The sequence below is a fragment of the Psychrobacillus glaciei genome (genome assembly GCF_008973485.1).
Lineage (GTDB): Bacteria > Bacillota > Bacilli > Bacillales_A > Planococcaceae > Psychrobacillus > Psychrobacillus glaciei.
This window is the reverse complement of sequence record NZ_CP031223.1, coordinates 2,746,794-2,767,633: the sequence shown is the minus strand read 5'-3', so window position 1 is coordinate 2,767,633 and position 20,840 is coordinate 2,746,794. Positions and strand designations below refer to the sequence as shown.

Annotated in this window: 18 protein-coding genes; 17 read left to right on the top strand and 1 reads right to left on the bottom strand. The window is 35.3% G+C overall.

What is annotated here, in order from left to right; genetic code table 11:
• The 3 genes from pfkA (at position 1) to PB01_RS12930 (ending at position 3,228) form a co-directional block, all read left to right on the top strand.
• Positions 1-960: a 6-phosphofructokinase gene (pfkA, locus tag PB01_RS12940; protein ID WP_151700593.1), complete on the top strand. Its 960-nt coding sequence runs from the start codon at positions 1-3 to the stop codon at positions 958-960.
• A 38-nt stretch (positions 961-998) separates the two neighbouring features.
• Positions 999-2,759, top strand: a complete 1,761-nt coding sequence (gene pyk / locus PB01_RS12935) for a pyruvate kinase (protein ID WP_151700592.1) — start codon at positions 999-1,001, stop codon at positions 2,757-2,759.
• Between the two features lie 76 nt (positions 2,760-2,835).
• The gene (locus tag PB01_RS12930; protein WP_151700591.1) at positions 2,836-3,228 is read left to right on the top strand and encodes an FxsA family protein; all 393 of its coding nucleotides are present in this window, start codon (positions 2,836-2,838) and stop codon (positions 3,226-3,228) included.
• Here the strand turns inward: PB01_RS12930 and PB01_RS12925 are convergent.
• Positions 3,212-4,174 (bottom strand): AI-2E family transporter, encoded by a 963-nt coding sequence (locus PB01_RS12925; RefSeq protein ID WP_151700590.1) that lies wholly within the window; start codon positions 4,172-4,174, stop codon positions 3,212-3,214. The two genes, PB01_RS12930 and PB01_RS12925, sit on opposite strands and share 17 nt — an antisense overlap.
• 199 nt (positions 4,175-4,373) lie before the next feature.
• Between PB01_RS12925 and citZ the strand changes: the two genes are divergently transcribed.
• The 14 genes from citZ (at position 4,374) to speD (ending at position 20,733) form a co-directional block, all read left to right on the top strand.
• Positions 4,374-5,492: a citrate synthase gene (citZ, locus tag PB01_RS12920; protein WP_151700589.1), complete on the top strand. Its 1,119-nt coding sequence runs from the start codon at positions 4,374-4,376 to the stop codon at positions 5,490-5,492.
• A gap of 80 nt (positions 5,493-5,572) precedes the next feature.
• Positions 5,573-6,838 (top strand): NADP-dependent isocitrate dehydrogenase, encoded by a 1,266-nt coding sequence (gene icd / locus PB01_RS12915; RefSeq protein WP_151700588.1) that lies wholly within the window; start codon positions 5,573-5,575, stop codon positions 6,836-6,838.
• Between the two features lie 75 nt (positions 6,839-6,913).
• A complete protein-coding gene (gene mdh / locus PB01_RS12910; protein WP_151700587.1) occupies positions 6,914-7,852 on the top strand; it encodes a malate dehydrogenase in 939 nt (312 codons plus the stop codon).
• A 727-nt stretch (positions 7,853-8,579) separates the two neighbouring features.
• Positions 8,580-9,047, top strand: a complete 468-nt coding sequence (locus PB01_RS12905; protein ID WP_151700586.1) for a hotdog family protein — start codon at positions 8,580-8,582, stop codon at positions 9,045-9,047.
• A gap of 54 nt (positions 9,048-9,101) precedes the next feature.
• A complete protein-coding gene (locus tag PB01_RS12900) occupies positions 9,102-9,818 on the top strand; it encodes a response regulator transcription factor (protein ID WP_151700585.1) in 717 nt (238 codons plus the stop codon).
• The gene (gene pnpS / locus PB01_RS12895; RefSeq protein ID WP_151700584.1) at positions 9,815-11,350 is read left to right on the top strand and encodes a two-component system histidine kinase PnpS; all 1,536 of its coding nucleotides are present in this window, start codon (positions 9,815-9,817) and stop codon (positions 11,348-11,350) included. The genes PB01_RS12900 and pnpS overlap by 4 nt, the downstream gene beginning before the upstream one ends.
• Before the next feature lie 11 nt (positions 11,351-11,361).
• A complete protein-coding gene (locus PB01_RS12890) occupies positions 11,362-12,576 on the top strand; it encodes a carboxylate--amine ligase (RefSeq protein WP_151700583.1) in 1,215 nt (404 codons plus the stop codon).
• A gap of 251 nt (positions 12,577-12,827) precedes the next feature.
• The gene (hflK, locus tag PB01_RS12885; protein ID WP_151700582.1) at positions 12,828-13,817 is read left to right on the top strand and encodes an FtsH protease activity modulator HflK; all 990 of its coding nucleotides are present in this window, start codon (positions 12,828-12,830) and stop codon (positions 13,815-13,817) included.
• A complete protein-coding gene (gene hflC, locus PB01_RS12880) occupies positions 13,817-14,788 on the top strand; it encodes a protease modulator HflC (RefSeq protein ID WP_151700581.1) in 972 nt (323 codons plus the stop codon). Before hflK ends, hflC begins: the two co-directional genes overlap by 1 nt.
• A 114-nt stretch (positions 14,789-14,902) precedes the next feature.
• On the top strand, positions 14,903-17,530 hold the full coding sequence (gene polA / locus PB01_RS12875) for a DNA polymerase I (RefSeq protein WP_151700580.1): 2,628 nt from the start codon (positions 14,903-14,905) through the stop codon (positions 17,528-17,530).
• An 11-nt stretch (positions 17,531-17,541) separates the two neighbouring features.
• Positions 17,542-18,414, top strand: a complete 873-nt coding sequence (gene mutM / locus PB01_RS12870) for a bifunctional DNA-formamidopyrimidine glycosylase/DNA-(apurinic or apyrimidinic site) lyase (RefSeq protein ID WP_151700579.1) — start codon at positions 17,542-17,544, stop codon at positions 18,412-18,414.
• Between the two features lie 12 nt (positions 18,415-18,426).
• Complete coding sequence (gene coaE, locus PB01_RS12865) at positions 18,427-19,017, top strand: dephospho-CoA kinase (RefSeq protein ID WP_151700578.1); 591 nt, start codon at positions 18,427-18,429, stop codon at positions 19,015-19,017.
• 122 nt (positions 19,018-19,139) lie between these two features.
• Positions 19,140-20,144 (top strand): glyceraldehyde-3-phosphate dehydrogenase, encoded by a 1,005-nt coding sequence (locus tag PB01_RS12860; RefSeq protein WP_151700577.1) that lies wholly within the window; start codon positions 19,140-19,142, stop codon positions 20,142-20,144.
• Between the two features lie 205 nt (positions 20,145-20,349).
• Positions 20,350-20,733, top strand: a complete 384-nt coding sequence (speD, locus tag PB01_RS12855) for an adenosylmethionine decarboxylase (protein ID WP_151700576.1) — start codon at positions 20,350-20,352, stop codon at positions 20,731-20,733.
• Positions 20,734-20,840 lie beyond the last annotated feature (107 nt).

Sequence of the window (20,840 nt, the reverse complement as noted above, 5' to 3'; positions counted from 1 at the left end):
TTGAAACGTATAGGTGTTTTAACAAGTGGTGGCGATGCTCCAGGGATGAATGCAGCGATTCGTGCTGTAGTTAGAAAAGCAATTTATGAAGGATTAGAAGTAGTAGGGATTTTTCATGGATACCAAGGACTAATTGAGGGAAATATGGAATTACTAACGTTAGGATCAGTTGGTGATATTATTCAAAGGGGTGGAACCAAGCTTTTCTCTGCACGCTCGCTTGAGTTTCGAACGGAAGAAGGACAACAAAAAGCAATTGAACAGTTAAAAGCAAATGGAATTGATGGGTTAGTTGTAATTGGTGGGGATGGTTCTTATCGTGGATCCATGACGCTAACGAAAAATGGTTTTCCATGTGTTGGTATTCCAGGAACAATTGACAATGATATACCAGGTACAGATTATACACTCGGCTTCGATACTGCTTTAAATACAGTGATTGAATGTATAGATAAAATAAGAGATACTGCAACTTCTCATGATCGTACATTTATTATCGAAGTAATGGGTAGGGATGCTGGCGATTTAGCTTTATGGGCAGGACTTGCAGGAGGAGCAGAAACGATTATTATTCCGGAAGTAGAATTCGATATGGAGGAAATAGTCGAAAAATTAAAGAGTGGGACAGCTCGTGGTAAAAAGCATAGTATCATAATTGTTGCAGAAGGGGTCATGAGTGGTTCGGAATTTGCTTCTCACCTTATGAAGCATGCTAATATTGACACTAGAGTATCTGTATTAGGGCATATTCAACGAGGTGGTTCTCCAACTGGCCGCGATCGAGTGTTAGCTAGCTTATTTGGAGCTAGAGCAGTCGAAGTATTACTTGCAGGACATGGAGGACGTGCAGTTGGCATACAGAATCATCAAGTGGTAGACTATGATATGAATGAAGCATTTGAAAAAGGCGAAGATTTTGATTTATTAATGTATCAATTATCGAAAGAGTTATCCATTTAGTAGAATGGAAATAACTTTTATATAGAGAGGACAGGACTATGAGAAAAACAAAAATAGTATGTACAATTGGACCCGCAAGTGAATCAGAGGAAATGTTACAAAAACTGATTGAAAGCGGTATGAACGTTGCTCGTTTAAACTTTTCACACGGAAATCACGAGGAACATGCGACAAGAATTCAAAGAATTAGAGAAGTGTCAAACAAATTAGGGAAAATTGTAGGGATATTATTAGACACAAAAGGTCCTGAAATTCGCACGCATAAAATGGAAAATGATGGTATCGAGTTAGATTCAGGTCAAACAATCGAAATCTCCATGGTCGAAGTATTAGGAAATAGTAGCCGTTTTTCTATAACGTACGAAAAGTTAATCGAGGATGTACAAGTTGGTTCTACTATATTACTGGATGATGGGCTAATTGAATTAATCGTTACAAAAATTAACACAAACGATGGAGTTATAACAACATTTGTTCAAAACGCAGGGACTTTAAAAAACAATAAAGGTGTTAATGTTCCAGGGGTATCTGTGCAGTTACCTGGCATAACGGAAAAAGATTCAAAAGATATTCTATTTGGTATTGAACAAGGTGTAGATTTCATCGCAGCATCATTTGTTCGTCGTGCAAAAGACGTATTGGAAATTCGGGAGCTCCTTGAAAAGAATAACGGTTCTCATATTCAAATTATCCCTAAAATTGAAAACCAAGAAGGCGTAGATAACATTGATGAGATTATTCAAGTATCGGATGGTCTAATGGTAGCAAGAGGAGATCTTGGAGTAGAAATTCCTGCAGAAGAAGTTCCATTAGTTCAAAAGAGTCTTATTCAAAAATGTAATGCCGCGGGTAAGCCAGTCATTACAGCTACTCAAATGTTAGATTCCATGCAGCGTAATCCACGACCTACTCGTGCGGAAGCAAGTGACGTAGCGAATGCGATATTTGATGGAACAGATGCGATTATGTTATCCGGTGAAACGGCAGCGGGTTTATATCCAGTAGAGGCTGTACAAACAATGGATAAGATTGCAAAAAGAACGGAAAATGCGGTAGATTATCGATCAATCGTTACGAAGTTAAGTAAAGCTCGGGAAGTGAACTTAACTGATGCAATTGGTCAAGCAGTTGCTCATACAGCGATAAATTTGAAAGTTAAAGCGGTTATTGCACCTACTGAAAGTGGACATACAGCTCAAATGATTTCTAAATTTAGACCAGGTGTTCCAATCATTGCAGTGACTTCCTCTAGTGTGCCTTCTAGAAAGTTAACACTAGTTTGGGGAGTGTACCCTATTGTTGGTAAAAAAGCTTATTCAACGGATGAAGTATTAGAAGTGGCAGTTGAAGAAAGTATTCTTCATCAATATGTGACGCATGGTGACTTAGTAGTTATTACAGCGGGTGTTCCAGTTGGTGAGGCAGGTACAACTAATTTAATGAAAGTTCATGTCATTGGCGACATGGTTGCTAAAGGACAAGGAATTGGCAAGCTTACCGCTTTTGGGAAAGCAGTTGTTGTAAGTAATGCACGAGAGCTTCTTGGAAAGGACACCTCTGATAGTATCATTGTTACAATTGGTTCCGATCGAGACATGATTCCTGCTATTGAGAAGTGTAAAGGACTCATTACAGAAGAAGGTGGACTAACTAGCCATGCTGCTGTAGTTGGACTAAGTTTAGGCATTCCTGTAATTGTTGGTGTTAACAATGCTACAAGTTTAATCAGTAACGGACAAGAACTTACGATTGATGCTGAAAGTGGTGTTATTTACCACGGTAAGGCAAGTATAATTTAACCAAAAGTAAACCTAATCTAAAAATTGCCTCACCATAAAAGGTGAGGCAATTACCATATATATGGAGGGTGAATACATGAAATGGATTTTAAGTTTATTTATTGTCATTCCAGTAATGGAATTATATATTTTACTTTTATCCGGTAAAACTATCGGAGTAGGTTATACATTTCTTCTCATTTTAGCATCAGGAATAATAGGAGCTTACTTTGTTAAAAAACAAGGAATGAAAGCATTTAGAGAGTTTTCAGATAGTTTAAAAAATCATCAAGCACCTGGAGAAGCAGCTATCAATGGAATATGTGTATTTATTGGTTCTATATTAGTCATTTTTCCAGGTTTTATATCAGATATTATAGGTCTATTACTTTTGTTTGGTCCTTCCAGAAATCTATTTAAACCACTTATTTATAAATGGATTCGAAAAAAAATGAAAAAAGGTCAAGTGATTGTCATGAAGACTTTGTAATACCTATCCATTTATTTGCGATTAAATAAATGAATGGACTAAATAATATTCCTATTACTCCAAAGATTAAAATGGCTGCCGCGCTTAGAAAGAATACGTGGACAGCCTTTATTTGCATAGAGGAAGACCATAACATGGACTCCACAATATGCCTAGTCAACTGAACAAATACATATAGCAGTAAGATTATGATACCTACAGTATGTTGATTTAGTAAAAAAAAGTAAATACTAAGTGGTATCAATATTAAGCCAGTCCCTAGAAAAGGTATGCTATCAACTAAGGAAACTAAAAAAGCATACTTTAGTGGTTGATGCAGACCTAATATGGCGAAACCAATAGTTAGTAGAATAAAAGTTAATAAAAATAGTTTTACTTCTACGGAAATAAATTTGTTCATAACCCCAGAAGACTTCTTCAAGGCTCTTTCACTAAAACCTCTTGTTTTTTTCGGAAGGTATACTAAAAACCACAGTCGATTTTTTAAAGATTCATGTAACGATAAAAATAATCCCATACTAAAAAGAAAAAGTTCAAAAAAATAGGAAGGTAAATGAGTAATGTAAATCAAAAGATTATTCATTATATTATTTAAAATAGTTTGAAATTCCTCTTCGAACATTGAAAATATTGGAAGTCTTTTTAACTCGATAACCGGTATTTTTACAACATGGCTATGAATAAGTGGTATTAAATCAATGAGAGATTGTACTAAAAAGAATAGTAATAATAGAATCCCAGATAAAATGAGGAATTCCGTAAGAAGAACACTTAAGATTATTGGGATTTTGAACTTATTGTAGAAAAAATTAGTAATAGGATGTAAAAAATATCCGCATAAAATTGCTAGAGCTAAAGGGTATGCAATAAATAATATTAGTATAATAATACCAATTGGTATCCATAGAGAAATAATTTCTTTCTTATTTATTTGCAAAGCAATCATTTTCACCCAATCTTTTCAACTATTTGGAAACTAAAACACTATTTTTTAATTTTTTTAAGCGTTTTCATTCACAAAATCGCCCAAATTGATTATAATACAATAGTAAGCATGAATAAGGTACATTTCATAACCAGATAGATCATTATCCGCTGACCTTGGGAGACAAAGTATTTAATCTGGACAAGAAGGAGAGATTTTTATGACAGCAACTACTCGTGGTTTAGAAGGTGTTGTAGCAACGCAGTCTGCCATCAGTTCAATTATTGATGACACACTTACATATGTTGGCTATGATATTGATGATTTAGCAATAAATGCAAGCTTTGAAGAGGTAGTATTTCTACTATGGAATAAACGCCTTCCAAAAGCGGACGAACTTGCAGAATTAAAACAACAATTGGCTGATAATATGTCAGTTCCTCAAGAAATACTTAATCATTTCAAAACTTATCCAATCTCAAAAGTTCACCCTATGTCGGCTCTTAGAACGGCTGTTTCTATGCTTGCATTATATGATGATGCAGCTGAAGATATGTCTGATGAGGCGAACTACTTAAAAGCCATTAAACTTCAAGCTAAACTCCCAACTTTAGTGACAGCATTTTCTCGCGTTCGTAAAGGACTTGATCCGATTGCACCTAAATTAGATTTAGGTTATGCTGCAAATTTCATGTACATGCTATCAGGTGAAATGCCAGAAGAAATTGAAATTGAAGCATTTAATAAAGCATTAGTTCTTCATGCAGATCATGAACTGAATGCATCAACATTTACAGCTCGTGTTTGTGTTGCAACCCTTTCTGATATGTATTCAGGCGTGGTAGCTGCTATTGGTGCTCTTAAAGGACCACTACATGGTGGAGCAAACGAACAAGTGATGAAAATGTTAACTGAAATTGGTACAGTCGACAACGTAGAAGACTTTATTAATGCAAAACTTGCAAACAAAGAAAAAATCATGGGCTTTGGTCATCGCGTGTATAGAAAAGGCGATCCAAGAGCAAAACATTTGCGTGAGATGTCTAAAAAATTAACAGCTCTTCGCGGAGAGTCTAAATGGTATGATATGTCGGTGAAAATTGAAGATATCGTAACTGGTCAAAAGAATTTACCACCGAACGTTGACTTCTATTCAGCTTCTGTATATCATTCTCTAAATATTGATCATGATTTATTTACACCTATTTTTGCTGTTTCACGTGTTTCTGGTTGGACAGCACATATTTTAGAGCAATATTCAGATAACCGCTTAATTCGTCCACGTGCAGATTATATCGGACCTGGAATGCAAAAATATATTCCAATTGAAGAAAGATAATAGAATTTTCTTAATGAATTAGGGCTGAAACACTTATGTGTTTTGGGCCCTATGATTATGAAAGTAGGAGGAAATGACAAATGACAACAGGTAAAATAACAGTAGAAAACGGTGTACTTAATGTACCGAACACAGCAATAATTCCTTTCATAGAAGGAGACGGAACAGGTCCAGATATTTGGGCAGCTGCATCCCGCGTTTTAGAAGCTTCTGTAGAAAAAGCATATAACGGTGAAAAGAAAATTGAATGGAAAGAAGTTCTTGCAGGTCAAAAAGCGTTCGATCAAACAGGCGAATGGTTGCCACAAGAAACTCTTGACGTAATTGATGAGTATTTAATCGCTATTAAAGGTCCACTTACAACACCAATCGGTGGAGGTATCCGTTCTTTAAACGTAGCTCTACGTCAAGAACTTGACCTATATACTTGTCTACGCCCAGTTCGTTATTTCACTGGTGTACCTTCACCGGTTAAGCGTCCAGAAGATACAGATATGGTCATTTTCCGTGAAAATACGGAAGATATTTATGCTGGTATCGAATATGCAAAAGGTTCAGATGAAGCTAAAAAGTTAATCGACTTCTTAAAAAATGAATTCGCTGTTAAAAATATCCGTTTCCCTGAAACTTCTGGTATTGGTATTAAACCAATTTCTGAAGAAGGAACAAAACGTTTAGTACGCGCTGCTCTTAACTACATTATTAAAGAAGGTCGTACTTCTTTAACATTAGTTCACAAAGGTAATATCATGAAGTTCACAGAAGGTGCTTTCAAAACTTGGGGTTACGAAGTAGCTGAACAAGAATTCGGTGATAAAGTATTTACTTGGAACCAATATGATGCTATCAAAGAAGAGCAAGGTACAGAAGCTGCTGACAAAGCGCAAACTGAAGCACTTGCAGCTGGCAAAATCTTAGTAAAAGATTCAATCGCTGATATCTTCTTACAACAAATTTTAACTCGTCCTAAAGAGTTCGATGTAGTAGCTACTATGAACTTAAACGGAGACTATATTTCGGATGCTTTAGCTGCTCAAGTTGGTGGTATTGGTATTGCTCCAGGAGCAAACATTAACTACGTAACTGGACATGCAATTTTCGAAGCTACTCACGGAACAGCTCCGAAATATGCTGGTTTAGATAAAGTAAATCCATCTTCTGTCATCCTTTCAGGTGTATTAATGCTTGAACATCTTGGATGGAATGAAGCTGCAAAATTAATTATGGATTCAATGGAAAAATCTATTGCTGCTAAAGTTGTAACTTATGACTTTGCTCGTTTAATGGACGGGGCAACAGAAGTTAAATGTTCTGAGTTCGCTGATGAATTAATTAAAAATATGTAAACAGTAAATTACATTAGGTTTTTTAGGGAAGGATTAATCCTTCCCTTTTGCATATCAAAAAAGGAGAGTTTTCTAATGACAATAAAACGTAATAAGATCTCAGTAATTGGTGGCGGCTTCACGGGTGCAACAACTGCATTCTTACTCGCACAAAAAGAACTTGGAGATATTGTTTTAGTGGACATTCCACAAGCAGAAAACCCAACTAAAGGTAAAGCTTTAGATATGGCTGAAGCTGGCCCTGTGCAAGGTTTTGATGCTAACATCATTGGTACTTCCAACTATGAAGATACGAAAGACTCAGACGTAGTAATTATTACTGCTGGTATTGCACGTAAACCAGGTATGAGCCGTGACGATTTAGTTCAAACTAACCAAAAAGTAATGAAAGCTGTAACTTCAGAAATTGTTAAACATTCTCCTAACACAATAATCCTAGTATTAACTAACCCAGTCGATGCAATGACTTACACTGTTTATAAAGAATCAGGATTACCTAAAGAACGAGTAATCGGACAATCTGGTGTACTTGATACAGCTCGTTTCCGTACGTTTGTAGCACAAGAACTAAACCTATCTGTTAAAGATGTAACTGGTTTTGTACTTGGTGGACATGGTGATGACATGGTTCCTTTAGTAAGATATTCATACGCTGGTGGTATTCCGTTAGAAACGTTAATTGACGCTAGTCGTTTAGAAGAAATTGTTGAGCGCACTCGTAAAGGTGGAGCTGAAATCGTTAACCTTCTTGGTAATGGTTCTGCTTATTATGCACCAGCTGCTTCTTTAGTTGAAATGGCAGAAGCGATTTTAAAAGATCAAAAACGAGTACTTCCTTCCATCGCTTATTTGGAAGGCGAATATGGTATGGACGGTATTTATCTTGGGGTACCAACTGTATTAGGTGCTGGCGGTATCGAAAAAATTATCGAATTAGAGTTAACAGAAGAAGAAAAAATGTTGTTGAACAAATCTGCTGAATCAGTTAAAGCAGTAATGAACGTTTTAGCTTAATGAAAATAATATTAATCGAGCGGCATAAACCTGCTCTATTTAGACTGTAGGCAATATCGATATTAATCGAGATTGCCTACATTTTTTTAAAATTTTAAAAGAATAAGAAAGTATATGAAGTTTCATGCCAGTAACGGGTTGATTTCCCCAGCAAGCGGACGCTTTACAGGGGGCAAGCATCAAGTCGCTCCAATATGGGTATAACAGAAATTAAAAGTGTGATAACGCAAGTTCAACCGCATGTATCGCAAACTCAAGATGATTTCCCTTACAGAAGAAGTAATAACCGTGCAAATAAGTAAGACATTATGATTCAGCGAAATGATGAACAGGTACTTTCCATTCTTTATCAATAGGGCAAGTAGAACCCCCAAAAATAGATAGCATCTATAGATAGAGAAGCGCTGAGCGGACGAAATTGTATCTTCGTCCGCTTTTAAAAGAATAAGAAATGATTTATCCTCTCATTATCCAAGCCTTATGTACCTTGTCTCTACAAATTTCAAGAAGTCGACGGACAAACATCCGCCACAAGATTCTCATTCCACAAAAATTCCCAAGGTAATAGTGTAACAAAAATTCTTTTTGCGACGAGTAACCGCAGGAGCAAATGTTTCGTCCAAAGCACTCTAGAAATAGAGAAGACAAGGTGCACCTAAAGGGCGCTTGCGCTTTTCTTATACTTATTGTTAAGATATAAGTAGTATACTGATTGGGGGATGAATTGTTGTTATTAGGGAAAACAATCAAAATAGGTAGGAAGATTGAAGAACTCTCTATTGGCGAGAAATTAACCATTACTGAAAAGATAGAAGACAAAGATTTACTTTTATACTTAGGGTTAACGAATGATAACAATCCGTTATATATACAGCATGACTATGCGTCCAAAACAGTTTATGAAAAACCAGTTGTTCCACCAATTATGTTATGTGGGGTTATTACATCTGCTATTTCAAAATATTTACCCGGACCAGGATCCCATATAACGAAACAAATATTAACTTATCCTAATCCAGCGTATCATTATTCTGTTATTGAGTTCACTTTTGAGGTGAAAGAAATACATATAAACGCAAATAATGCGATCATTCATATTACTGCTATAAATGAGGATGACCAAACAGTAGTAGATGGGACATTCCATGTTTCACCACCAATGTTAGAAGATCAAGATGGTGAAAATGGGAAGTGATTTTTAGTCGGTTGATTTGGAATGGGGGTTTCAAATCAAATTGGGGGTAAAAAAATGAAAAAAGTATTAGTTGTAGACGATGAGAGTTCAATTGTAACATTATTAAAATATAATTTAGAAGAAGCAGGATTTGAAGTAATGACAGCTAGCGATGGTCGTGAGGGTTTAAATCTTGCTATAAATAACCATCCAGATGTTATCGTGTTAGATTGGATGTTACCATTTATGGATGGTATGGAAATATGTAAAGAGCTTCGTATGAAGAAAATTCAAACACCAATTATCATGCTTACTGCCAAAGATGAAGAGTTTGATAAAGTGTTGGGTCTTGAATTAGGAGCAGACGACTATATGACAAAACCATTTAGTCCAAGAGAAGTAACAGCGAGAGTTAAAGCGATGATTCGACGTTCTAGTATGTCATCGGAAGCGCAAAACTCGGGATCAAAATCTTCCGAAGAGTTATATATATATGGAGCATTACAAGTTTTTCCTGATCGCTTTGAAGTTTTACTAAATAATAATCCTATTGAATTTACGCCAAAAGAATTTGAATTACTAGTTTATTTAATCGAAAATAAAAATAGGGTATTGACTCGAGATCAGTTGCTTAGTGCAGTATGGAATTATGACTTTGCAGGTGATACTCGAATTGTAGATGTTCATATTAGTCATCTGAGAGACAAAATTGAAGAAAACAGTAGAAAACCAATATTTATAAAAACAATACGAGGTCTTGGGTATAAATTTGAGGAGCCTAAGAACCAATGAAAACGTATAAATCTCGAATTTTGCGTACTTATTCAATATTAATCGGAGTAATATTAGCTGGACTAGGAATTGTCCTTGGACAGCTTTTTCCAATTTTTGTTGAACACTCCATAAATAAAATAATGTCCGCGAAATTTGAAAAAGTATCCAACTATTTAAGTACTACTAATCTTCCAAAAGAAGAACAAAATAATATCAATTATATGATGTCTTCAACCTTACAAAATGATACCATTTTTAGCGTGCAGCACTCTGTTTGGTTACTTTTGTTTTTTACGGTAATAGCAGCTTATTTATTGGCTTTATTTCTTGGGGCACGTATATTTAGAAAATATGCTCAACCAATTGATCATCTAACCGAAACTGCGATGGAACTTGCTAGAGGAAACTATCGAATTAGAGCATTCGAAGATGATTTTTCTGGTATGTCTAAATTAAGCAATTCCATCAATATTCTTGCGAGAAATCTACACGACATTTCTATTATGCGTGAAACGGAAAAAGAGCGATTAAAAACGCTAATCGAAAATATGGGCAGTGCGTTAATTATGATTGATGGAAACGGAATCGTAACTATAGTCAATCGTTCCTTTTTAGATCAATTGCAACTATCATTAGACAATGTAGACGGTAAGCTTTTTCGTAAAATAGGTTTGCCTCATAACATGGAAGCATTTATTGATAAGCTCTTTTTAACCGAATCTTCCAATCGGGAACAACTTCACATTCAGAGAAATCTTCATACTTATTATATGGATGCATATGGTGCTCCTGTAATAGGGGAACATGGTAGATGGCTAGGGATTGTTGTTGTCATGCACGATATTACAGAACTTATAAAACTAGAACAAATCCGCAAAGACTTTGTCGCCAATGTTTCCCATGAATTAAAGACACCAGTTACTTCTATAAAGGGATTTTCGGAGACGTTGTTGTTCGGGGCGTATAAAAACGAGGAAACCTTGCTTTCTTTTCTAGAAATTATTCATAAAGAGAGCAATCGATTACAAATGCTTATTAATGATTTGTTGGATTTATCAAAAGTTGAACAAGTTGGATATAAAGTTAATTTAAATAAAGTGGAACTTCGTGAAATTCTTATTCGAGGACTTGAAATGACTACGCATTTAGTGGAAGAAAAAAATATAAAAATGGAAACAACTGTGGATGAAAATGTTCATGTTTTAGGAGATAAAAATAGACTCATTCAAATAATGATGAATCTGCTTGCAAATGCTATTACGTATTCTCCCGAAAATACAACTATACATGTGAATATCTATAAAAACAAAACGTTCGGGGTTTTCCAAATTCAAGACGAAGGAATAGGAATAAAAAAATCAGAGATTAATCGAATATTTGAGCGCTTTTACCGTGTTGACCGTGCAAGAAGTAGAAACTCTGGTGGTACAGGTCTTGGACTTGCCATTGTTAAACATCTTGTTGAAGCGCATCACGGATTAATAGAAGTAGAAAGTGAAGTTGGGAAAGGTACAATATTTACTGTGTCTATTCCAATTGTTAAAAGTTAACGGAGGTCAATATGAACAATCAACCCTTTATCCCAATTATTATTGGGACAGATATAAATGCATACAATATGGCAATTTCATTTCATGAAGAATATAATATCAAGCCAATCTTAGTTGGAAAAGAAGAAATGTCTTTTACCAAATGGAGTAATATGATCGACCATGTAGAAATTCACTCCAATCTTTGGGATAAGACAGCATTTGTTACAGTCTTAACTGAAGTAGCAGAGAAATACAAGGTCGCGGGAAAACAATTATTGCTTGTAGGGACGAACGATTTTTATGTACGCTTAATTATTGAAAACGCAGAAGTTTTGAAAAAAATGTATGTCTTTAATTATATGTCAGAAGAACTGATGAATAATTTACTCGTGAAAGCGAATTTTTATAAATTATGTGAAAAGCACGGTATTGATGCACCTAAAACTTATTATTATTCTTGTTTAACGAAGGAGCCGTTTTTGGATGAAGTATTATTTCCTTTAATTATTAAACCAAGCAATGGTGTCCAATATTATAAAAACAAGTTCCCGGGTCAGCAAAAAGTATATCGAGTAGAAAATAGAGAAGAGTTAAATGATGTTATAAATCAAGTAAATGCAAGCGGATATATAGAAGATTTAATCATACAAGATTATATTCCAGGTGATGACACCTACATGTGGGATTCTGTGTTTTACATGAGTTCGAAGGGTAAAGCACAATTATGTACATTTGCCCAAGTAGTACTCCAGGAGCATACAGTAACTGCTATTGGTAACTACACGGCCCTTATTACGAGATACAATGAGAAAATGATGTTAAAACTTCAACAATTCTTAGAAGCAGTCGGTTATGTAGGATTTGCAAACTTCGATTTGAAATATGATGAACGGGATGGTAAGTTTAAAGTATTTGAAGTAAATATTCGACAAGGGCGATCTAGTTATTATACGACTGCCTTGGGACATAATATGGCGCGTTATTTTGTAGATGATGTTATTTACAACAAAGAAAAACCGCTTACCTTGTTAGATGAACATTATTTATTTACGGTTGTGCCAAAAATTGTTTTAAAAAAGTTTGTAGATAATAAAGAAATCCAAGCAGAAATTAAACAACTTTTGAAGGAAGGAAAGTGGGGTAATCCACTGTTCTATAAAAAGGATAAGCACTTAATGCGTAAGTTATTTTTACTTGCTCGTCAGTTTAATTACTACAAAAAGTATAAAAATAATAATTGGTAAGGGAAATTTACATTATTTTCACATTCTATTTACAATCATTTGCTATATTGAAATAGACCCCTTTTCCAAATGATTTGTCTAAAAAAAGCTAGCGCATTGCTAGCTTTTTTTATTTTATTCCATGTTTCTTAATTATTACAAAAGTGTTACTGGTGCCAGGCACCAGTAACACTTTTGTAATAATCTTTATTTTTTGAAACTAAAAGCGTGGTTACTCCGTAGAAGAGATATACATAGAAAGGGGAAATGAAATGAGTACTAAGAGATTGATTTCTATTATTGTTGCTTTATTTATAGGGGTTATTTTATTATCTGCTGTATTTACTTCTTGGTATACGGTAGATGAATCGGAACAAGCAATAGTTATAACATTTGGAAAAGCTAGTGATCCTATTACAGAGTCTGGTCTTAAATTTAAGATACCTTGGCCAATTCAAAAAGTAGAAAAGCTTTCAAAGGAGACGTTTAGTCTGCAGTTTGGATATAAGCAAGCGCCTGATGGAGAAATTACCTCCTTTGATAAGGATACAAAAATGATCACAGGAGACGATAGCATTGTCTTAACGGATTTAGTAGTTCAGTGGAAGATTACAAATCCAAGAGCATATTTGTTTAACTCGGAAAATCCTCTAGAAATGCTTCATGATGCAACATCAGCTTCCATTCGTTCGGTTATCGGAAATTCGAAAATAGATGATGCGCTTACATCTGGAAAAGCACAAATTGAAGCGGATACAACGGACTTACTTGCTTCATTAATTGAGAAATATAATATTGGAATTACCGTACTTACAGTTAAATTACAAGATGTAGAGTTACCAAACGATGAAGTGCGTTCCGCATTTATGGCCGTAACAGATGCAGAAGAAACAAAAAATACAAAGGTGAACCAAGCTGAAAAATATGAAAACCAAAAAATGAGTGAAGCAATTGGTGAAAAAGATGCGATCATTTCAAATGCAGAAGGTATAAAAACTTCTCGCATCGAACAAGCAAAAGGGGATGTAGCGTTATTTGATAAATTGTTCGCAGGATATCAATATAATAAAGAGATTACGAGAGAACGACTTATAATGGAAACGTTAGATGTCGTATTACCGAATGCACAAATTTATATTATGAATGATGAAAGTGGAACGATGAAATATTTACCACTTCAAACTTTAGAGTCTAAAAAACAAACGAATCCTCCAACCGGTACGAATACAGATACAAAAACAGAAGAAGGGAGCGGACAATAATGGCAGATAATAATAATCCGTTTTCCAACTTAGAAGCAAAGTTTAAAACTGTAGAAAATAAACCTAAAAAGGAAAAAGTACCTGTTGATTTTAAAAAACACTATAAATCATTTATTACTATTTTTCTAGCTTTTATCGTGATAGTTATTGCACTTGCAAATGTGTACGTTGTGAAAGAAGGAGATTACAAAATAATTCGCCAATTTGGTGAAGTAATAGGTGTGAAATATGAACCCGGTGTTTATATGAAAATTCCATTTGTTCAAAGTGTAACGACAATACCAAAATATCAAATGAACTATAAACTTTCTGAAAAAGAAATAAATACGAAAGATAAACGACGTATCATTATCGACAATTATGCGGTATGGCGCGTTGTAAATCCAAAAGAAATGATCAAAAGTGCAGGTAGCTTAGTTAATGCTAGTGCTCGTATGGAAGAGTTCATCTATTCCGTTGTTCGTTCAGAGCTTGGTCAATTAGAATATAATGATATTATTAATGATGAAAATTCATCTAGAGGTAGTCTAAATGATAAAATTACTGCCGAAGTAAATGAACATTTACGTAAAGATAAGTATGGTATTGAAGTAGTCGATGTTCGGATTAAACGAATAGATTTGCCAGAAGAAAACGAGCAATCTGTTTATAATGAAATGATCTCTGAACGGCAAAAGATAGCGCAAAAGTTTTTGTCAACCGGTGATGCGGATAAACGACGTATTGAGGCGGAAACGGACCGTAAAGTAAAAGAAATGTTAGCAACAGCTAAAAAAGAAGCTGCCATTATTGAAGCAGAAGGAGAAGCTGAAGCTGCAAAAATTTATAACTTATCGTTTTCGAAGGACCCTGAGTTCTATTCGCTCTACCGAACACTAGAATCCTACAAGAAAACAATTGGGGCGGATACGATGATTATTATTCCTTCAGCCTCTCCATATGCAAGAATTCTTTCGGGATACTTAGAATAGTATATGAATCGTCATTCCCCTTACTCTCGTGGTAAGATATAGGGAATGACGATTTTATTTTCCAGTCTAAGTTAAGCGGAAGTTTCCGCATTTTAAAATAGGGAGTGATTGTTAATGGCATCTGAAAAAGTTCTTTTATTAGATGGAAATAGTCTCGCGTATCGAGCTTTTTTCGCCTTACCTTTATTAACAAATGAACATGGCATACATACAAATGCGGTTTATGGTTTTACGCTAATGCTTCAAAAAATTATGGAGGAAGAAAATCCAACACATATGCTAGTGGCATTTGATGCTGGGAAAACGACCTTCAGACATTCTACATTTGGTGAATATAAAGGTGGAAGACAGAAAACACCCCCGGAACTTTCGGAGCAATTTCCGTATGTCCGCAAATTAATCGATGCTTACGGTATTAAACGATATGAGCTAGAAATGTACGAGGCAGATGATATTATTGGAACACTTTGTAAGCAAGCAGAAGATAAAGGACAACAAGTAATTGTTGTATCTGGAGATAAAGATTTAACGCAACTTGCTACGGAAAATACAACCGTATATATCACAAGAAAAGGTATCACTGATATTGAAAAATATACCCCATCTCATATTGAAGAAAAATACGGTTTAACCCCTCTTCAAATTATTGATATGAAAGGGCTCATGGGGGATGCTTCAGACAATATTCCTGGGGTTCCTGGGGTTGGTGAAAAAACAGCTATCAAACTGTTGAAAGAGCATGGATCTGTCGAAAGCTTGTATCAAGCATTAGATACAGTGAGTGGAGTGAAATTAAAAGAAAAACTCACGGCAAATGAAGAACAAGCAAAAATGAGTAAAACGCTTGCTACTATTGAAACAAGCGCTCCTATCGAAGTATCAGTAGATGATTTGATATACAATGGTCCAAATATGGATGAAGTGACCGCTGTATGGAAAGAACTTTCTTTTAAAACGTTACTAGATAAATCAGAACACATTACAGATGAACAAACGACTACAGAAGTGAGTTTTGAAATTGTAGACGATATTAATCCATCTATTTTAAAAAGTAAGATGGCGATTCATCTGGAAATGTTTGATGAACAATATCATACAAGTGAATTGCTAGGGATAGCCCTTTTTGATGGGGAGCATTCCTATTTTGTCTCTGGATCTAAAGTTTTTCAATCTGAAGTCTTTTGTGAATGGCTGGAAGATGAGACGAAAGTAAAATATTTAGTTGATTCGAAAGCTACTCAAGCTGTTAGCCGGAAACACAATGTAAGTCTACAAGGTGCTGATTTTGATTTATTGCTTGCGGCTTACATCGTTAATCCTTCCATTTCTTCGGATGATGTAGCTACAATGGCAAAAGAATTTGGTTACTATGAAGTGCTGACAGATGAAAATGTGTATGGAAAAGGTGCAAAAAAAGCAACTCCGGTGTTAGAGAAACTTGCGGAGCATGCTTGTAGAAAGGCGCAAGCAGTTTGGACATTAATGCCTAAACTAGAAGAAAAATTAGAGGAAAATGAACAATACGGTTTATACAAAGATTTAGAATTACCACTTGCATCCATACTTGGGACAATGGAATCCGATGGTGTGAAAGTGGATGCGCAAGTTTTAAAAGAAATGGGTGTAGATTTGGAACAAAAACTACGCTCGATTGAAAAAGATATTTATGCTTTAGCAGGACAAGAATTCAATATTAATTCACCGAAGCAATTAGGTGTTATTTTATTTGAAAAAATAGGATTAACACCATTGAAGAAAACTAAAACTGGTTACTCTACAGCGGCGGATGTACTCGAAAAGTTGGAGAATGAACATGAAATTATTTCGTATATATTAAACTATCGTCAATTAGGGAAGCTTAACTCTACTTACATTGAAGGTTTAATGAAAGAAATTCATGACGATGATCAAAAAATCCATACCCGTTATCAACAGGCTTTAACTTCAACTGGACGTTTAAGCTCGATAAATCCGAACTTGCAAAATATCCCTGTTCGTTTAGAGGAAGGTAGAAAAATTAGAAAAGCGTTTGTTCCATCTCACCCGGATTGGGTGATGTTCGCAGCAGATTATTCGCAAATCGAACTTCGCGTACTTGCCCATATGTGCAAAGACGAGAAATTAGTGGATGCATTTATTAATGAGATGGATATTCATACGAAAACAGCGATGGACGTATTCCATGTTGAAAAAGATGATGTGACATCTGATATGCGTCGTGCTGCAAAAGCAGTAAACTTTGGAATTGTTTATGGCATTAGCGATTATGGTTTATCTCAGAATTTAAATATTACGCGAAAAGAAGCTGCAATTTTTATTGAAAACTATTTAAACAGTTTTCCTGGTGTTAAAGAATATATGGATGAAATTGTTCGGGAAGCAAAACAAAAAGGGTATGTGACAACTATTTTAAATAGAAGAAGATACTTACCTGAAATTACAAGCTCTAATTTTAATCTTCGTAGCTTTGCAGAACGGACTGCGATGAATACGCCGATTCAAGGAAGCGCAGCAGATATTATTAAAAAAGCGATGATTGACATGGCGAAACGATTAAAAGAAGAAAATATGCAAACGAAGATGTTGCTACAAGTGCATGATGAACTTATTTTTGAAGCACCAAAAGAAGAGATTGCATTACTCGAAAAAATCGTACCAGAAGTAATGGAGGCAGCAATCAAGCTAATCGTTCCTTTAAAAGTGGAATATGCATATGGTTCCTCTTGGTATGAAACGAAGTAAGGAGTTTTAGTATGCCAGAATTACCAGAGGTAGAAGGATTAGTTCGTTCGTTAAAACCAATCGTTACAGGTAAAACAATTCTATTAGTGGACGTTTCAGAAACGATTATTACTTCTAAAGCAAATGGAAAAGAAGCGATTTTAAAAGGATTAGATGTAGAATATTTTTGTAAAGTATTACAACATATGACGATTGAAAGTATCGAAAGACGGTCCAAATATATTTATTTTCATTTAGTGAAAAATCAACTACCCTACCTACTCGTTTCTCATCTTGGTATGTCAGGCGCTTGGTTTTATGTGAGAGGCTTACATGAGATAGTAGAGGATAAATTTAAGCGACACACGCATGTCATCCTTCATTTAGTTGGGGGGGACATGCTCGTTTATGCAGATATTCGTCGTTTCGGAGAGTTGCGTTTTCTAAAGAATGAAGAAGATTATCCGCCTTTATTACTAATGGCTCCTGAGCCTTTTGACCAAAATGCTTTGGATCATTATTTAGCTATGAGTAGCTTGCCGAAGTATGAAAATAAAGCGATTAAAGAATTTATTATGGACGGTCATGTAGTTTCAGGATGTGGGAATATTTATGCAACAGAAGCATTGTTCCGAATGCGAATTCATCCAGGACGAAAAGTAAAAAGAATTAGTAAAGAACGCAAAATACAATTATTCAATGAAATTGTTATCGTTCTATTAGATAGTATTGAGCAAGGAGGAAGTAGCATCTCTGATTACCGAAAAATTAATGGTGAATCGGGGAATATGCAAAATAGATTGCAAATGTATGGAAAAAAGAAGTGTCCTATTTGTAATAAGCGAACATTGCAACAAACAATTGGTGGTCGAACGTCCACTTATTGTGGAACATGTCAGAGGTAATGGGGGATATAAATGATTATCGGATTAACAGGAAGTATTGCAAGTGGAAAGAGTACCGTATCTAAAATGCTAAAAGAACTTGGATATCCGATTATTGATGCTGATTTAGTTGCGCGCATTGTCGTGGAAAAAGGAACGGAAACGCTTGAGACGATCAAAGACATATTTGGAGAAGTGGTTATCTCAAAGGATGGAACGCTAAATCGTGAAAAGCTAGGGAATATTATTTTTTCCAGTCCACATGATAGAAAACAATTGAATGATATTATGCATCCCGCTATTCGTGAAGAGATGCTACGACAAAAAGATGTCTTATTACAAGATGGGTATGACACAATTGTCATGGATATCCCTTTATTATTCGAAAGCAAGCTTCAATCCTATGTGAATAAAATCTTAGTAGTAACAGTAACGGAAGAGACACAACTTGTGAGATTGATGGCTCGCAATAATTATTCATTAGAAGATGCAAAGGCAAGAATTCAATCCCAACTACCGCTTTCTATTAAAGAAAAAGGTGCGGATGCTGTCATTTATAACAACGGAACTTTAGAAGATACGAACGAACAATTAAAGAAAATATTGTCTATTTGGGATAACTAGTTATGAAGAAATAAAAAAATTTTCTGAATTCTAATTTAAGGCTACATGATTGTGATAATGTGTTATACTATTTCAAGGTTATAAAATATAAAGTATCACATAGTTACAGGGGGATTTTTTTCATGATAGCTTCTATCGCAATAAACGGATTTGGACGTATTGGACGAATGGTATTCCGCCAAGCAATTGTACAAGAGGACATTAATGTCGTAGCAATTAATGCTAGATATCCATTAGAAACATTAGCTCATTTAATCAAATATGATTCTACTCATGGAACTTTTGCAGGAGAAGTTACAATTGAAGATGATTTTTTAATCGTTCATGGGAAACGAGTTCAAATCGTAAACGATCGTGACCCAGCAAATTTACCTTGGGGAAAATTGAGTGTTGATATTGTGATCGAATCAACAGGAAAATTTAATGACGGGGAAAAAGCGGCAGCTCACTTAGAAGCTGGAGCAAAAAAAGTAATTATTACAGCTCCTGCGAAAAACGAAGATGTAACGATTGTTATGGGTGTAAATGATCATCAACTAGACGTATCCAAACATCAAATAATTTCAAATGCTAGTTGCACGACCAACTGTTTAGCTCCTGTTGCCAAAGTGTTAAATGACACATTTGGTATTGAAAACGGACTAATGACAACGGTGCATTCGTATACAAATGATCAAAATAACTTAGATAATCCGCATAAGGATTTACGTCGTGCTCGTGCTTGTGCTCAATCTATTATTCCTACTTCTACCGGGGCAGCAAAAGCACTAACGATTGTGTTACCAGAATTAGAAGGAAAGATGCATGGTATGGCATTGCGTGTGCCTACACCTAATGTTTCTTTAGTAGATTTAGTTGTAGACTTACAAAAAGATGTAACTGTCGAAGAAGTAAATGCTGCATTTGTAAAAGCTTCAGAGGGATCGATGAAAGGAATACTTGGTTTAACGATGGAACCACTAGTATCTATCGATTTCAATACGACCACAAATTCAACGACGATCGATGGTTTAACCACAATGGTTATTGGAAAACGTAAAGTAAAAGTTCTTGCTTGGTATGATAACGAGTGGGGTTATTCAGCACGTGTAGTAGATTTAACGAAAATGGTTGCTTCAGCTCTTTAATTTACCTATCCTCTTTCAATATTTTGAAAGAGGATTTATTATGTGTTGCATAATTTTTAAAAACAACATATAATGAGAATCGTGTACTTCACGTACACCGACTACTTAAAGGGTTAGGACCTCTTTGGACTAACTTTCCCCCGTGGTAGTCAACTTTGATTTTTAAAATTTTAATACCAAATTTTATCAAAGGGGGAAACGGACATTGGAAACAATGGGACGTCACATTATTGCAGAACTATGGGAGTGCGATTTCGACAAACTTAACGATATGCCATTTATCGAGCAAACTTTTGTTGATGCTGCTCTAAGATCTGGTGCTGAAATCAGAGAAGTTGCATTTCACAAATTTGCGCCACAAGGTGTAAGTGGAGTCGTTATAATTTCCGAATCGCATTTAACGATTCACAGCTTTCCAGAGCACGGTTATGCGAGCATTGATGTGTATACATGTGGTGATTTAGATCCATCGATTGCAGCTAACTATATTGCAGATGCTCTTAATGCTGGAATACGCGAAACGATTGAAATGCCCCGTGGAATGGGTCCACTAAGTGTACCTAAATCACGTTTGACAGTTCAAGCATAATAGACTTTTAGCCAAAATGAGTTAGCAGAGGAAGAGATTCCTCTGCTTTTTCGATTTTATTGAAGAATATTGCTATAATAGGTATACAAATTAACGTAAGGAATTAG

What these genes read in the sequence shown, in the direction of transcription:
- pyk (WP_151700592.1), top strand. Translation starts at nt 999, where the DNA reads ATGAGAAAAACAAAAATAGTATGTACAATTGGACCCGCAAGTGAATCA.
- PB01_RS12930 (WP_151700591.1), top strand. Translation starts at nt 2,836, where the DNA reads ATGAAATGGATTTTAAGTTTATTTATTGTCATTCCAGTAATGGAATTA.
- PB01_RS12925 (WP_151700590.1), bottom strand. Translation starts at nt 4,174, where the DNA reads ATGATTGCTTTGCAAATAAATAAGAAAGAAATTATTTCTCTATGGATA.
- citZ (WP_151700589.1), top strand. Translation starts at nt 4,374, where the DNA reads ATGACAGCAACTACTCGTGGTTTAGAAGGTGTTGTAGCAACGCAGTCT.
- icd (WP_151700588.1), top strand. Translation starts at nt 5,573, where the DNA reads ATGACAACAGGTAAAATAACAGTAGAAAACGGTGTACTTAATGTACCG.
- mdh (WP_151700587.1), top strand. Translation starts at nt 6,914, where the DNA reads ATGACAATAAAACGTAATAAGATCTCAGTAATTGGTGGCGGCTTCACG.
- PB01_RS12900 (WP_151700585.1), top strand. Translation starts at nt 9,102, where the DNA reads ATGAAAAAAGTATTAGTTGTAGACGATGAGAGTTCAATTGTAACATTA.
- pnpS (WP_151700584.1), top strand. Translation starts at nt 9,815, where the DNA reads ATGAAAACGTATAAATCTCGAATTTTGCGTACTTATTCAATATTAATC.
- PB01_RS12890 (WP_151700583.1), top strand. Translation starts at nt 11,362, where the DNA reads ATGAACAATCAACCCTTTATCCCAATTATTATTGGGACAGATATAAAT.
- hflK (WP_151700582.1), top strand. Translation starts at nt 12,828, where the DNA reads ATGAGTACTAAGAGATTGATTTCTATTATTGTTGCTTTATTTATAGGG.
- hflC (WP_151700581.1), top strand. Translation starts at nt 13,817, where the DNA reads ATGGCAGATAATAATAATCCGTTTTCCAACTTAGAAGCAAAGTTTAAA.
- polA (WP_151700580.1), top strand. Translation starts at nt 14,903, where the DNA reads ATGGCATCTGAAAAAGTTCTTTTATTAGATGGAAATAGTCTCGCGTAT.
- mutM (WP_151700579.1), top strand. Translation starts at nt 17,542, where the DNA reads ATGCCAGAATTACCAGAGGTAGAAGGATTAGTTCGTTCGTTAAAACCA.
- coaE (WP_151700578.1), top strand. Translation starts at nt 18,427, where the DNA reads ATGATTATCGGATTAACAGGAAGTATTGCAAGTGGAAAGAGTACCGTA.
- PB01_RS12860 (WP_151700577.1), top strand. Translation starts at nt 19,140, where the DNA reads ATGATAGCTTCTATCGCAATAAACGGATTTGGACGTATTGGACGAATG.